This is a genomic window from Albirhodobacter sp. R86504 (genome assembly GCF_042466415.1).
Taxonomy (GTDB): domain Bacteria; phylum Pseudomonadota; class Alphaproteobacteria; order Rhodobacterales; family Rhodobacteraceae; genus Albirhodobacter.
In genome coordinates this window covers 1,170,095-1,182,845 of record NZ_JAXHCH010000002.1, presented here as the reverse complement: position 1 = coordinate 1,182,845, position 12,751 = coordinate 1,170,095, and the positions used below count along the sequence as shown (strand labels likewise).

Here is a 12,751-nt window from a genome sequence, read left to right as displayed (position 1 = left end):
AGACATAGTGTAGGGAGGGAGGTGTTATTGACCGCGCCCTTTGGGGGCACGTTTATCGACGCGCGCGGCCAGACGTTCGCCAATCGACTGAACGAGCTGGACGAGCACAATCAAGATGATGACCACAGCCGCCATGACGGAGGGCATGAACCGCTGGTAGCCATAGCGAATACCCAAATCGCCCAGCCCTTCGCCGCCGACCGCGCCGACCATGGCCGAATACCCGATCAGGCTGACGACCGCGAGCGTAAGGCCAAGGGTGATCGCGGGGAGGGCTTCGGGGATCAAGACTTTGCGGATAATTTGCAACGGGGTCGCCCCCATCGCGCGCGCCGCCTCGATCAACCCGCTATCCACTTCGCGGATCGCGTTCTCAACGAGGCGTGCGATGAATGGCACTGCCGCGAGCGTGAGGGGGACGATGGCCGCCGTCGTGCCGATGGAGGTGCCCGCAATCGCCCGCGTGAACGGGATGATCGCGACCACGAGAATTATGAAGGGCACCGAGCGTGTCGCATTCACAATAAGCCCTAATACCTTGTTAAGAAAAGGCTTTGAGAGCATCTCGCCGCGCTGGGATGTGGCCAGAAACACCCCGAGCGGCAGGCCCATGAGCGTGCCGATGACGGTAGAAACGGCGACCATGTAGAGGGTCTGAAGGGTCGCCTCCATCAGCAGGTTGAAAATATTAGCCGACATAGCCAAGCACCTCCGTGACGAGCCCGTGACGTTCCAGATAGGCGCGCGCCTCGACACCGCGCGCGGCATCAAGTGACACGAGCAGGTTGCCGAAGGGTTGCGTTCCGATTTCTTCAACCGCACCGGCGAGGATATTTACCGCAATGCCCAGATCGCGCGTCAGCAACGCAAGCATCGGATCGGTCGCATGCTGGCCCGCGAAGGTCACCCGCAGGACTTCTTCGCTGGCGCCATCGGGGCGGTGATCGAGCATCTTGCCTTTGATAAACGCAGGCAGGGTGGTGCCAATCACCCCCGACAGGAACGACTGAGTGGTCGGGTGTTTGGGGGCTACGAACACATCATATGTGCGCCCTTCTTCGACAATTTTCCCGCCATCGATCACGGCCACATGGCTCGCGATGTCGCGCACAACCGCCATCTCATGGGTGATGAGCAAAATCGTCAGCCCAAGATCGCGGTTAATGTCGCGCAACAGCGCCAGAACAGTTTGCGTGGTCTCCGGATCGAGGGCGGATGTCGCCTCATCCGACAGCAGAACCTTGGGTTCCGTGGCCAGCGCGCGTGCAATCCCGACGCGCTGTTTTTGTCCGCCCGACAGCTCGGCCGGGAACCGATCGCGCTGCGCGCCAAGGCCGACGCGCTCAATCAGATCGTTGACCCGCGCGGTGATATGTGTCGCGCCGACCCCTGCGATTTCCAAGGGCAGAGCGATGTTGTCAAACACGGTCCGCGAGGAAAGCAGGTTGAAATGCTGGAAAATCATCCCGACATCGCGCCGGATCGCGCGCAAATCGCCGCCTGTGGCCGCGCCGACATCCCGTCCGGCCACGATCACGCGCCCGCCGGTTGGCCGCTCCAAGCCGTTCACCATCCGCAACATCGTTGATTTGCCCGCGCCAGAGCGCCCGATGATCCCGGTGATGGCGCCGGCGTCAATTGTCAGCGACACGTTATCCACCGCAGAGACGGTTTTCCCGTTCGGCGCGGTGAAGGCTTTGCTTGCGGCCTCGAATTGGATGGCAGCCCCCTTGATGGAGGCCTCGTCAGGAAGTGACATCGCTAGGTCCATATTGCTATGCCCCAAGAATGCGGGGCCAGTTCAGGGCGGATAGATAGGACGATGGCGCGAGGGTCAACCCGTCTCACGCCCTCAAACTGTCGGAACGCGTGCGGAACCGGCGGGTTCGGCGCACTGGGGCGCAAGCGCAAGGCCGCAGGGCGGGGCCGTCAGCGGTCGCGGATAAGGTCCGGATTTATCCGATGTATCCGGTGTATCTAATTGGAACGTCGGCAAAAACAGGTGGCGCGCGCGATTATCAACGCCTTTGCCGTTATGCTGCGCGTTGCTTGCGCAGGCGGTGCAGATGCCAGCGGTAAATGAGCGGAGCGAGGGCGTAATCATAAAGCGTTGAAGCAACCGAGCGCACCACCGGAAGGCCTATGATCCGCGCGAGCCACCGATAGCGCGGCATCTGCGACCAAAGAACGATGAAGGCAGGAATCCCCGACGTGCGCGCCCCCTCATGCAAGACATATAGGCGCCGCGCCGCCGCATCCGCATCAATCCCCCACCGTGCGCGGGCATCGGTGTTCAGATCATCAAACCGGATCGGCAATCCCTCCCGATCCGCGTAGCGCGCATATTGCGTGATCTCGAAATTGCACACCGGGCAATTCGCATTGTAGAGAACGGAAGTGGGGGCGTCTTTTTCCATGATCAGAACCTAGGCCGCGGGAACGGTAAATCAACGCTCGCCTTCGCTTTCCCGTTGCTTTTTGCGTTGCGCGTAAGGGCGCGACCTCAAGCGGAGGCTGGCTCTCGATATGGATGGTCGGTTCGCGGGGGCGGTGTCGATTTGAGGCGCCCAAATTAAGAGCGCGCATCAAATCGACTTGCCCGCGTCGCGGGCTGTTCGGGCCTCCTTTGTCGCGGGCAAGACGATGCGGCAGGCTCGGAAAGCGGCACAGACCTTATGCAGCCTTGGTCACTTTCAGGCGCAAGCTTGCTGCGCCGCGCTGGATATCGAGCAGCCGGTCGATATTCGGATGCGCACCGGGGCGATTTTCGGCATCGGCTGTGTGTTCGGCAAAAAGGGTCATGCCATAGGCGGCGGCTTCGGCATCCAGCGTGCCAAACTGACCGGCAAGGTATTGATATACCGCGAGGGACCCTTGCTTGCCGGGTTGGTTTTCAATGGATGCGACAACGTTGTCATTTTGATCGATCAGATCGATGCGGGCGAGGGTCTCGATCGAGGGCAGAAGGGCGAGGTTGTCTTTGAATGACGCGGTGGGCTTTATCATCATGTATTTCCTAGTGGTAAAATCGAGCGCAGTATTAACAAGCTTCGAGCTGTTTTGCTATCGCCTTCGGCATGGGCTGTCGTGGGACGCGCGATCCGCCAGAGAATATCCCTTCGAGCGCGACCGGCCCTTGCGAGACCTCAAGACGCCGCAAACCGGCAAGATAGGATCGCGGCGCGTGTGAGGGCGGGGACGCGGCCGATTTCCCGAATGACGGCGTAGGGCGGTTCGTGTATTCCGTTCGCGGTCGGGACGGTCTAGGATCAGCCCGGCGACAGACTTCCAAACTTTCAGAAGGCTTTCTCATGGCCACCAAGACGATGCTACACCCCCGTAACCAACATCGGGAAGGGTATGATTTTGCGCGTTTGATTGCGCAAATGCCGGATCTTGAGGCCTTCACGATGCGCAATCCGCTGGGCCAGACGACGATCAACTTTCAGGATGCGCGCGCGGTGCGCATGCTCAATCGCGCGCTGTTGAAGACGCATTACGCAATCGATTTTTGGGACATCCCGCCGACCTATCTCTGCCCGCCTATTCCCGGTCGTGTCGATTACGTCCATTCGCTCGCGGACCTGCTTGCGCAAAGCAACGGCGGAGAGATTCCGCGCGGGCGCGACGTCAAAGTTCTGGATATCGGCACCGGCGCCAGTTTGGTGTATCCTTTGATCGGTCAAAGTGAATACGGATGGGATTTCACCGGCGTGGATATCGATCCGCTGGCGATCAAATCTGCTAAGGCGATCTGCGAGCTCAACGATCTCAATATCCGCCTGAGGCATCAAGCAAACCGCGAGAATATCTTTAGGGGCGTGATTGACCCGCGAGACGTTTTTCACCTCACGATGTGTAACCCGCCGTTTCATGCTTCGCTTGAACAAGCGAATAGGGGCACACAGCGGAAGTGGCAAAACCTCGGCAAGGGGCAATCTGACACGCTTAACTTCGGCGGCCAAAACGCGGAGCTTTGGTGCCCTGGGGGCGAGATTAAATTCATTGCGAGCATGGTCGAACAGAGCATCGATTTCGCGCCGCAATGCTTGTGGTTCACCTGCTTGGTGTCAAAGAAAGACAATCTCAAGCCTCTCAGCAGGATTTTGGGATCTGCCCGCGTGGCCGATTACACGGTTTGCGAGATGGCGCAGGGGCAGAAAACAAGCCGCTTCGTCGCGTGGACCTATATTCGACGCAATCACAGAGCCTCGTTCCTGGCCAATGCCGCAAAACGCGGCGCGTGAGGCCCGTGCGCAAGCCGGCCTCTGTTAGGGCGCGCAAAGCGTCAGTGACATGGGGTGGTGAGGGTCGGTCAGCCCGTCCAAGATATTGAAATGGTGCCGCATCGGCTCCTCCACGCAGCTTGTCGCGCTTCCCAAACCGCGCCAGATATTTGCGAGCAAAGCATTCTGGCGCAAGAATTCCGGAGTTTCCATCGCGCCCGCCCAGCATGTCAAACGAACGCCGGGCTGGGGTGCGAGCAGGGCGGGGCTTTCGCGCACAGCTTCAGTGAGATCAAGGTGAAGCGTCTTGTTCCGCCAGTATTTGAGCATCGGGCGGAGATCATGCAGCCCCGAGACAGACAGCACCTGCTTGATGCGTCCGCTCACTTCCGGTGCCAGCGGGCCGTTCTCGACGACCATTCGCGTGACCAGATGCCCCCCTGCGGAATGCCCGCACAAATGTATCGGGCCGGCAATATCACGGGCCGCATGGGAGATTGCCTGCGCGATTTCGCGCGTCATCTCGGAGATCCGCGCCTCAGGGGCGAGGGTATATGTCGGCACCGCAACCGCAAACCCGTGCGCCAGCGGACCTTGCGCGAAATGTGACCAGTAACTTTCATCAAGCCCCATCCAAAAACCGCCGTGGACGAAGATCACAACGCCCCGCGGCACGTCGTCGGGCAGGAAAAGATCATAACGGTTGCGCGGCCGGTCGCCGTATTTCACACCGATTTTTGCCCGCCCCGCCGCAAGAAATGTCTCGCGCGCAGTTTGGGCGGGGTCGACCCATCTTTGCGGCCATTCGTGGCCTTTGGGGATTGCGGGCGCGTTGTCATACATCGCATCCCAATCCGTGATCGCAGGCCATTGAACGTTGGTAAACATGGCAGTCAGACGCTCTCTTTCAGGCGGAATCTTTGGATTTTACCGCTCTCGGTTTTGGGTAACGCTGTCTCGAAGATGACGGAGCGTGGGTATTTATAGGGCGCGATGGTTGCTTTCACAAAGTCCTGTAGGGCCTTGGCGGTCTCGGGCGTGGCGGGAACCCCTTCGCGCAGGACGATATGCGCCTGAACGATAATGCCCCGAGCGTCATCTTGCGCGCCGACGACGCCGCATTCCACGACATCCGGATGCGCGAGAAGGGCGGATTCAACCTCGGGGCCCGCGATATTGTAACCGGAGGAGACGATCATATCGTCGGAGCGCGCAGCGAAGTGAAAGTACCCGTCTTCATCTTGGATGAAGGTGTCGCCCGGCAGGTTCCAGCCGTCTTTGACAAAGACCGACTGTCTCTCGTCGGCCAGATAGCGGCAGCCGACAGGCCCTCTGACGGCGAGATGACCGGCTGTGCCGCGCGCGACCTCGTTCATCTCGTCATCGACAATTTTGGCTTCGTACCCCGTTAGGGGTTTGCCTGTGACGCCCGCTTTCGCGTCGCCAAAGCGATTGGAAATATAGATGTGAAGCAACTCGGTGCCGCCGATCCCGTCCAGGATCGGTCGCCCCGTCTGTTTCATCCACGCATCAAAGACCGGCGCGGGCAGGGTTTCGCCGGCCGATACCGCGCATCTGAGAGACGAGAGATCCGCGCCGTCCTCCATGGCCAACAGCATCGCACGGTAGGCCGTTGGCGCCGTGAAGCAGATGGTCGCCTTGTGCTGTTCAATAATCTTGATCAACTCGGCGGGTGGCGCGTATTCCAGCAACACTGCCGATGCGCCAAACCGCAATGGAAAAATCGCGAGCCCTCCCAAACCGAAGGTGAAAGCGAGCGGGGGGGAGCCGACGAAAATATCCTCGGGTTGGACGTCCAGCACCTCTTTCGCATAGGCATCGGCGATGATGAGGAGATCGCGGTGGAAATGCATCGTCGCTTTGGGAATGCCCGTTGAGCCGGAGGTGAACCCCAAAAGCGCAACATCATCACGGCCTGTCTCCACCCAAAACGGCCCCTCACGTTTGGCGGAGGCGGCACGGTCCAATTCCGCGTCCAGTGTCGCGGTGCCGTCAAAGGCCACGATACGCTGTAGGGAGGGGCATTGATCGAGGCAGGGAAGCAGTTCCTCCATCATCCGCGCATCACATAATGCGAGTTCGACCTCCGCCTTGTCGATATGTTGCTTTAGCTCCTTCAGGCGCAGCAATGGCATTGTGTTGACGACAACAGCGCCCGCCTTGGTGGCGCCGAGCCAGCAGGCGACGAGCGCGGGCGTGTTGGCGGAGCGTATCAGGATGCGTGCGCCGGGTTTGATGCCGTAGTCTTCCACCAAGGTGCGCGCGATGCGCGACGTCCAATCCGCAAGCTCGCGGTAGGTTCGGGTCCGGCCTTGACCGACAAGCGCCACGCGGTCGCCAAACCCCTTTTCAACCATGCGATCTGTCAGTTCGACAGCGGCATTCATCACCTCGGGGTAACGGAAGGCGGTGAGGTTGAACACGGGCTGTGTCTCGATCGGAGGGAGGTTGTCGCGCGCGAATGTATCCATGTGGAGGCTAGGGCCGAGCATGATAGGTCCTTCGTTTTTTGGATCTTCCTTCGACTAGACCTTTTGCGCCCATAAATTTCAAGTTTAAAACTTATTATGCTAAACTTCATTCGCCTTCATGCTTAAAAATCAATCATAAAGCGATAAATAGCCTATTTCTGCGCGTCTTGGTGTTGCGTGAGAATTTAAGCTTGAAGCTGTTTTGCCCCGATGGGGGCGCTGGTGTACCGCTTTCGTCAGACTTTCAGGTAGCGATCCTTGATGGCGGTGTCCGCCCGTAGCATCTCGCTGCTGCCTTCCCAAACGACGCGGCCTTTCTCGACAACGTAATGGCGATCGGTAAAGCGACAGAGCGCGTCGACGTTTTTATCGATGACGAGGATGGCTTCTCCTTCGGATTTGAGGTGGATGAGGCAGCTCCAAATCTGGTCACGAATGATCGGCGCCAATCCTTCGGTTGCCTCGTCAAGCACGATGAGTTCGGGATTGGTCATCAACGCGCGGCCAATCGCCAGCATCTGCTGCTCTCCGCCAGACAACTGATCGCCCATATTGCGGCGACGTTCTTCGAGCCGTGGAAAAAGCCCGTAGATTGTTTTCAATGTCCATTTGCCTTTGCGGTCTGTGCTGCGCGCGGTGGCGATCAGATTTTCCTCAACCGTCAGGTTCGGAAAGATAATCCGCCCCTCGGGCACCAGGCCGAGCCCCGCGCGCGCAATCCGGTACGGGGCAGCGCCAGACAGATCGTGGCCGTCAATATTGATGCGGCCCTGTGTCGGGCGGACAAGTCCGAACATGGAATTCACCGTGGTGGTTTTGCCCATCCCGTTGCGCCCGAGCATCGCGACCGCTTCACCGCGATCAACCCGAAGATTCATTCCGAACAAAACCCTGCTTTCGCCGTAGGCGGCATGCATATCCTCAATCAGCAGCATCGGGAGTCTCCTTCTTCTTCGCCCAGATAAGCGGCGCGAACTTTGGGGTCATTGCGAATATGGTCGGCGTTGCCTTCTGCGACGACGCGGCCGTAGACCAGTACCGAAATACGGTCGGCCAGCTTGAAGACGGCGTCCATGTCGTGCTCGATCAAAAGCATCGTCACGCGACCGCGCAGCCTGCGCATCACATCGATCAAGATCTCGGCCTCCTGCGGCCCTGTTCCGGCGAGCGGCTCGTCCAGAAGCAACAGGCGCGGCTTTGTGCCAAGCGCGATTGCGATCTCCAGCTGGCGTTTTTCACCGTGGCTGACCGCCCCCGCGAGCCGGTCGGGCGCGTCCGCCAGCCCGACCTCCTTGAGGTAGATCATAGCTTCATCGTTGAGCGCGGCGTCGCGTGCGGCGGGTCGGAAGAACTGGAAGGACGATCCCGAGCGCGCCTGCACGGCGATGGCCACGTTTTCAAGCAGGGTCAGGCTGGGCAAAATACTGGTGAGCTGGAACGACCGCGCGAGCCCGATTTTGACACGGCTTGGCATTGAGAGATGGGTGATCTCCTTGCCATCATAAATGACGTGACCGCTATCGGGCGTGAGTTGCCCTGATAGCTGGCTGATCAGGGTGGTTTTTCCGGCGCCATTGGGGCCGATCAGGGCGTGAATGCTGTTTTGGGCAACGTCAAGGTCGACGCTATCGGTCACATTCAAGGCGCCGTAAGATTTGCGCAGATCACGGACTTTCAAAAGGGGGGTGCTCATGAGTTCCGACCTCCGCGGCCCAAACGTTTGGTGAGGCCTGATAAACCGCCCGGTGAATATAAAACGACCAGAAGAAGAATGAATCCGAAGATCAGCCGCCAGTGATCCCAAAGGCGCGCGAGCCCGTCTTCCAGCCCGATGGTCGCCAATGCGCCCGTCAGTGCGCCGACCAGTTTGCCCGGTCCCCCCAGGATGAGCATGATGATCAGCTCCCCAGATCTGTGCCACGTCATGAGATCAGGCGAGACATATTTGGTGGTATTGGCCAGCAAAACGCCCGCAACCGCGCAAATCGCGCCCGAGAGAACATATGCCGTCAGCTTATAGGGAAACGGCGTGTACCCTACCGCTTGCAGGCGCGTCTCATTCTCCGATGCGCCAATCAGCACCCGCCCGAAGCGCGACAAGGTTATCATGCGCAAAAGGGCAAAGACGCCGATCAAAAGCATCAAGGAGACGTAGAAGAGGGTGACGTCGTTTTGCAGCCACGGCGCGCCGAAGATGGTCGAGCGGTCAGGGATCGCGATGCCATCATCCGCACCCCAAGCCGACAAAGAGGTGAAGAAGAAATACGCCATCTGCCCGAAGGCGAGCGTAATCATGATGAAGTATATGCCGCGCGTGCGCAGAGAAATCGCGCCTGTGACCAGGGCAAATAGGGCGGAGATCGTCATGCCGGTCAGGATCTGGATGGAGATATCGGTAATACCCATCCGCGACAGCGCCACGACTGAATACGCGCCGAACCCCAGATAGGCCGCGTGGCCAAAGCTAACCATCGCGCCGTATCCCAAGATAAGATCGAGCGAGAGCGCCGCGATGGCATAGGCCAGCATCCGCGTCGCAACCGATGTCAGGAAGGTTTCGCCCGTCAGGATGAAGATCGGTGGAAGGATCGCCAGAACGGCGAAGATGGCAACGGCCAGTCGCATGTTCGACGACATTGGAGCTCTGGCGGAGGGGGTGTGTTTCATATCGCTCATTTCGCATGGCTCCGACCGAATAATCCGGCGGGTCGGAAAAAGAGAACCGCCGCCATCAGGATGTAGATAAGCATCGGGGCAAGGGTTCTACCAAGCTGCGCGGCCGCTGCGGGTTCCATGATTTCGCGCAACACGATTGGTCCAAAAATCCGGCCGACGGTATCGATGATTCCGATCATCAAGGCGGCAATGAAAGCGCCCTTGATCGAACCGACGCCCCCCACCACGATCACGACAAAGGTCAGGATGAGAATGCTGTCCCCCATGCCGGGGCTCACGGATAGGACGGGGGAGACGATCGCGCCGGCAAAACCTGCGAGCATGGCGCCGAACGCAAAGACCAGCATGAACAGTTTCGAGATATCAACCCCAAGCGCCGAGACCATATCGCGACGCGACGCGCCTGCGCGCAGCAGCATTCCGATCCGCGTGCGCTGAATGACGAGCCATAAAAACAGCGCAACGCCGAGCCCTGTGCCGATGATTGCAAGGCGGTACACGGGAAAGCGCATTGGCCCGATCAGGGGGATTGATGCAGAGAGACTATCGGGCATCGCGACGTTCATCGGCGCGGCCCCCCAGATCATCCGGACGACTTCGGAGATCATCATCATCAGGGCCATCGTCGCGAGCACCTGATCGAGATGCGGGCGATCATAGAGTTTGCGAAAGACCGTCACCTCGAGAAAAACGCCCAAAACGAGAATGCTCGGGATTGTCAGCAAAAGGCCGAACCAGAAGTTTCCCGTCATCGCCGCGAAGCTTGCCATCAAATAGGCGCCAACCATGTAGAGAACGCCGTGCGCGAGATTGATGAAATCCATGATCCCGAACACGAGCGTCAGCCCCGCGGCGACCAGAAACAAAAGGACCCCGAACTGTGCGCCGCCGATAACTTGGAGGATGAAGAGGTCTAGCATGTCGGGCGCTCCGGTGTCGTGGATCTGAGGCAGGGTGGGTGGGAGGTCATGAATGTCATCCTATCGTCTGGGCCGGAATTGCGCTCGTCTAAATGTTTCAAGGGTAAAGTATTTAGGCAAGGGTAAATTGCGCCGGCCGCGCCGTTGTCGCATCAGGAACGCCAGAGTTTTCAATGGCGGCGCAATCGCCAGTAATTTTGTCATGACTGTGCCGCTAGTTTGGGCGTTTGTGAAAGGCATGGGGTCGGGCGGCGATTTATATGCAAACGCGCGGCTATACACATCGCCGGATCACGAGCGCGTCTTCTTCATGCGTGGTCGCGCGATGTGGCTGCCGCGCTTGGGTTGGGTGCGTAACGGATTGTCTGACGGTGCTTTTCCTTGCGAAGTTTGCATCCGCACGGGCATAGCGAATCTTCGATGAAGATTTAGCCTTAAAGGGATTTTGATCCGCAGGGGGGTTATTTTCGTGGAAGAAGATCGGATTTCAACGATGCCGTATTAGGCAAGGAACCCTGTATCGCCACTTTACTGCACTTTTTTTGTGCGCCCGCAAAAAAATTTTCGGTTTTTCCAGATGCGCGTTAGGGTTCACCGCTTTTGTTGGCGCAAGGTTCTCACAGTGAAAAGCTTTAAGTCCGAACAGCTTTACGTTGTGGGGCCTACGACAGGAAAGAGGAGGGCCGCTATGAAAGTCGTCATTAATGGTGCTGGAATTGGCGGATTGACGGCCGCGTTAATCCTGAATGCACGCGGAATCGACTGCGAGCTTCATGAAGCTTCGAGCCAGATTCGGGAGCTCGGGGTGGGGATCAACGTATTGCCCCACGCAATCCGCGAACTGGCGGAGATCGGATTGCTGCCGGAATTGGATAAAATCGGGATCCGCACGCGTGAACTGATTTATGCCAATCGCCAAGGTCAGGAGATTTGGCGCGAGCTTCGCGGCATGGATCAGGGGCATGCCTATCCCCAATTCTCGATCCACCGTGGCCGCTTGCACGCCATGCTCGCCGCTGCCGTGCGAGAGCGCTTGGGGGAAGAGGCGATCAAGCTCGGGTCACGTGGCGTCGGGTTTGAACAAACCTCCTCAAGCGCGCGGCTGTTGATTGCGGGCGGGGGCGTTGCTGAGGGTGATGTGCTGCTGGGCGCTGACGGCGTTCACTCGGCGCTGCGCGCTCAGATGTTTCCCGATGAGGCAGGTTTGCGTTGGAACGGAATTATGATGTGGCGCGGTGCGACCGAAGCCGAGCCATTCGCGGACGGGCGCACGATGCTTGTCGCGGGCGGGTTCACGTATAAACTCGTTCTGTATCCGATCGGGCCTGCTACAACGCCGGATAAAGTTCTGATGAACTGGGTTGTTACCTACCGCGCAGGCGCGCCGGGCGATCCCGCTCCACAACGTGAGGACTGGAACCGCAAGGGGACACTTGCAGAACTCGCGCCTCATATCGATGCCTTCAACGTGGACATTATTGATCTTATGGGGCTCGTCCGCGCGACACCGGAATTCCTCGAATATCCAATGTGCGATCGCGATCCTTTGCCGCGCTGGTCTGACGGCCGCGTGACGCTGCTCGGGGATGCTGCACATCCGATGTATCCTGTGGGGTCAAACGGCGCGAGCCAAGCGATCTTGGATGCGCGCGCTTTGGCGGATGCGTTGGCGGGCGGGGCCAATCCTGTTGACGCGCTTGCCGCGTATGATGCGTCGCGCCGTCCTGCCACGGCGCAAGTGGTTGCGTTGAATCGCGAGGGCGGACCGGAGGGCGTGATTGACGAGGTCGAACGCCGCGCGCCGGAGGGCTTCAAGACCCTCAATGATGTCATCAGCTTTAGCGAGCGCCAAGCGATCGTGGGCGGTTACGCCTCGACCGCGGGGTTCGCGGCAGACTCCACCCAGAAAAGAGCCGTGACGGGCTGATAAGCGAGTGAAAGGAAATCGACCTATGACTGATATGGTAGCTTCATTGACACAAAAGGACGGATCGATCGAGGATCGCGTCTGGAATATTCTGGGCCAGATCTACGTGCCCAAGAGCCGGTCCGAGACATCGACATCTTGGCATGCGACATTGCCGCCGGGCACGTTCGTCCCGCCGCATATTCACCCAAATCAGGATGAATTCGTGTATATCCTGACGGGCGAGCTGGACTACGTTCTTGATGGTCAGGAAGGGACAGCGAAGGCGGGGGATATGCTTTGCATGCCGAAGGGACTTCCGCATGGATTGTTCAACCGCTCGGCAAACGAGGTCACGACGCTCTTTTGGGTGTCGCCATCCGACAAAATTTGGGAGCTTTTCGAGACACTCCATAACATGAGTGATCCGGAGGAGGTCGTGAAGGTCTCGGCCAATTTCGCCGTGAATTTCCTGCCGTCGCCCGCATGAACGATGAGACGCCGCGCGGTCCCTGAACGCGGCCCTGCGAG

At 59.0% G+C, this 12,751-nt stretch carries 13 protein-coding genes; 3 read left to right on the top strand and 10 right to left on the bottom strand.

Going from position 1 to position 12,751, the window contains the following annotated elements:
• Nucleotides 1-24 precede the first annotated feature (24 nt).
• The 4 genes from SJY32_RS07735 to SJY32_RS07720 form a co-directional block, all read right to left on the bottom strand.
• Complete coding sequence (locus SJY32_RS07735; protein ID WP_376873545.1) at nt 25-699, bottom strand: methionine ABC transporter permease; 675 nt, start codon at nt 697-699, stop codon at nt 25-27.
• Complete coding sequence (locus tag SJY32_RS07730; RefSeq protein WP_376873543.1) at nt 689-1,759, bottom strand: methionine ABC transporter ATP-binding protein; 1,071 nt, start codon at nt 1,757-1,759, stop codon at nt 689-691. The genes SJY32_RS07735 and SJY32_RS07730 overlap by 11 nt, the downstream gene beginning before the upstream one ends.
• Before the next feature lie 274 nt (nt 1,760-2,033).
• Entirely contained in the window at nt 2,034-2,417 is a 384-nt protein-coding gene (locus SJY32_RS07725; RefSeq protein ID WP_376873541.1) for a thiol-disulfide oxidoreductase DCC family protein, read from the bottom strand.
• A 256-nt stretch (nt 2,418-2,673) separates the two neighbouring features.
• Nucleotides 2,674-3,006: a DUF2322 family protein gene (locus tag SJY32_RS07720; protein ID WP_376873539.1), complete on the bottom strand. Its 333-nt coding sequence runs from the start codon at nt 3,004-3,006 to the stop codon at nt 2,674-2,676.
• A gap of 305 nt (nt 3,007-3,311) precedes the next feature.
• On the opposite strand from SJY32_RS07720, the gene rlmF reads away from it, so the two are divergent.
• The gene (gene rlmF / locus SJY32_RS07715; RefSeq protein ID WP_376873537.1) at nt 3,312-4,247 is read left to right on the top strand and encodes a 23S rRNA (adenine(1618)-N(6))-methyltransferase RlmF; all 936 of its coding nucleotides are present in this window, start codon (nt 3,312-3,314) and stop codon (nt 4,245-4,247) included.
• Between the two features lie 24 nt (nt 4,248-4,271).
• On the opposite strand, the gene SJY32_RS07710 is transcribed toward rlmF, so the two are convergent.
• The 6 genes from SJY32_RS07710 to SJY32_RS07685 form a co-directional block, all read right to left on the bottom strand.
• Nucleotides 4,272-5,114, bottom strand: coding sequence for an alpha/beta hydrolase (locus tag SJY32_RS07710; protein ID WP_376873535.1), 843 nt, complete (start codon nt 5,112-5,114; stop codon nt 4,272-4,274).
• A 5-nt stretch (nt 5,115-5,119) separates the two neighbouring features.
• A complete protein-coding gene (locus SJY32_RS07705; protein ID WP_376873533.1) occupies nt 5,120-6,739 on the bottom strand; it encodes an AMP-binding protein in 1,620 nt (539 codons plus the stop codon).
• A 215-nt stretch (nt 6,740-6,954) separates the two neighbouring features.
• Complete coding sequence (locus tag SJY32_RS07700; RefSeq protein WP_376873531.1) at nt 6,955-7,653, bottom strand: ABC transporter ATP-binding protein; 699 nt, start codon at nt 7,651-7,653, stop codon at nt 6,955-6,957.
• On the bottom strand, nt 7,644-8,411 hold the full coding sequence (locus tag SJY32_RS07695; RefSeq protein ID WP_376873529.1) for an ABC transporter ATP-binding protein: 768 nt from the start codon (nt 8,409-8,411) through the stop codon (nt 7,644-7,646). The genes SJY32_RS07700 and SJY32_RS07695 overlap by 10 nt, the downstream gene beginning before the upstream one ends.
• Complete coding sequence (locus SJY32_RS07690; protein WP_376873527.1) at nt 8,408-9,394, bottom strand: branched-chain amino acid ABC transporter permease; 987 nt, start codon at nt 9,392-9,394, stop codon at nt 8,408-8,410. Before SJY32_RS07690 ends, SJY32_RS07695 begins: the two co-directional genes overlap by 4 nt.
• The gene (locus tag SJY32_RS07685; RefSeq protein WP_376873525.1) at nt 9,391-10,314 is read right to left on the bottom strand and encodes a branched-chain amino acid ABC transporter permease; all 924 of its coding nucleotides are present in this window, start codon (nt 10,312-10,314) and stop codon (nt 9,391-9,393) included. Before SJY32_RS07685 ends, SJY32_RS07690 begins: the two co-directional genes overlap by 4 nt.
• Nucleotides 10,315-11,002: 688 nt before the next feature.
• Here SJY32_RS07685 and SJY32_RS07680 point away from each other — a divergent pair.
• Both SJY32_RS07680 and SJY32_RS07675 read left to right on the top strand, forming a co-directional pair.
• Nucleotides 11,003-12,241: a flavin-dependent oxidoreductase gene (locus SJY32_RS07680; protein WP_376873523.1), complete on the top strand. Its 1,239-nt coding sequence runs from the start codon at nt 11,003-11,005 to the stop codon at nt 12,239-12,241.
• A 25-nt stretch (nt 12,242-12,266) separates the two neighbouring features.
• On the top strand, nt 12,267-12,710 hold the full coding sequence (locus SJY32_RS07675; RefSeq protein ID WP_376873521.1) for a cupin domain-containing protein: 444 nt from the start codon (nt 12,267-12,269) through the stop codon (nt 12,708-12,710).
• The last annotated feature ends 41 nt before the right edge of the window (nt 12,711-12,751 follow it).

Bases quoted from the DNA above. Each gene is read 5' to 3' on its own strand.
- SJY32_RS07735 (WP_376873545.1), bottom strand. From the start codon at position 699: ATGTCGGCTAATATTTTCAACCTGCTGATGGAGGCGACCCTTCAGACC.
- SJY32_RS07730 (WP_376873543.1), bottom strand. From the start codon at position 1,759: ATGTCACTTCCTGACGAGGCCTCCATCAAGGGGGCTGCCATCCAATTC.
- SJY32_RS07725 (WP_376873541.1), bottom strand. From the start codon at position 2,417: ATGGAAAAAGACGCCCCCACTTCCGTTCTCTACAATGCGAATTGCCCG.
- SJY32_RS07720 (WP_376873539.1), bottom strand. From the start codon at position 3,006: ATGATAAAGCCCACCGCGTCATTCAAAGACAACCTCGCCCTTCTGCCC.
- rlmF (WP_376873537.1), top strand. From the start codon at position 3,312: ATGGCCACCAAGACGATGCTACACCCCCGTAACCAACATCGGGAAGGG.
- SJY32_RS07710 (WP_376873535.1), bottom strand. From the start codon at position 5,114: ATGTTTACCAACGTTCAATGGCCTGCGATCACGGATTGGGATGCGATG.
- SJY32_RS07705 (WP_376873533.1), bottom strand. From the start codon at position 6,739: ATGCTCGGCCCTAGCCTCCACATGGATACATTCGCGCGCGACAACCTC.
- SJY32_RS07700 (WP_376873531.1), bottom strand. From the start codon at position 7,653: ATGCTGCTGATTGAGGATATGCATGCCGCCTACGGCGAAAGCAGGGTT.
- SJY32_RS07695 (WP_376873529.1), bottom strand. From the start codon at position 8,411: ATGAGCACCCCCCTTTTGAAAGTCCGTGATCTGCGCAAATCTTACGGC.
- SJY32_RS07690 (WP_376873527.1), bottom strand. From the start codon at position 9,394: ATGAGCGATATGAAACACACCCCCTCCGCCAGAGCTCCAATGTCGTCG.
- SJY32_RS07685 (WP_376873525.1), bottom strand. From the start codon at position 10,314: ATGCTAGACCTCTTCATCCTCCAAGTTATCGGCGGCGCACAGTTCGGG.
- SJY32_RS07680 (WP_376873523.1), top strand. From the start codon at position 11,003: ATGAAAGTCGTCATTAATGGTGCTGGAATTGGCGGATTGACGGCCGCG.
- SJY32_RS07675 (WP_376873521.1), top strand. From the start codon at position 12,267: ATGACTGATATGGTAGCTTCATTGACACAAAAGGACGGATCGATCGAG.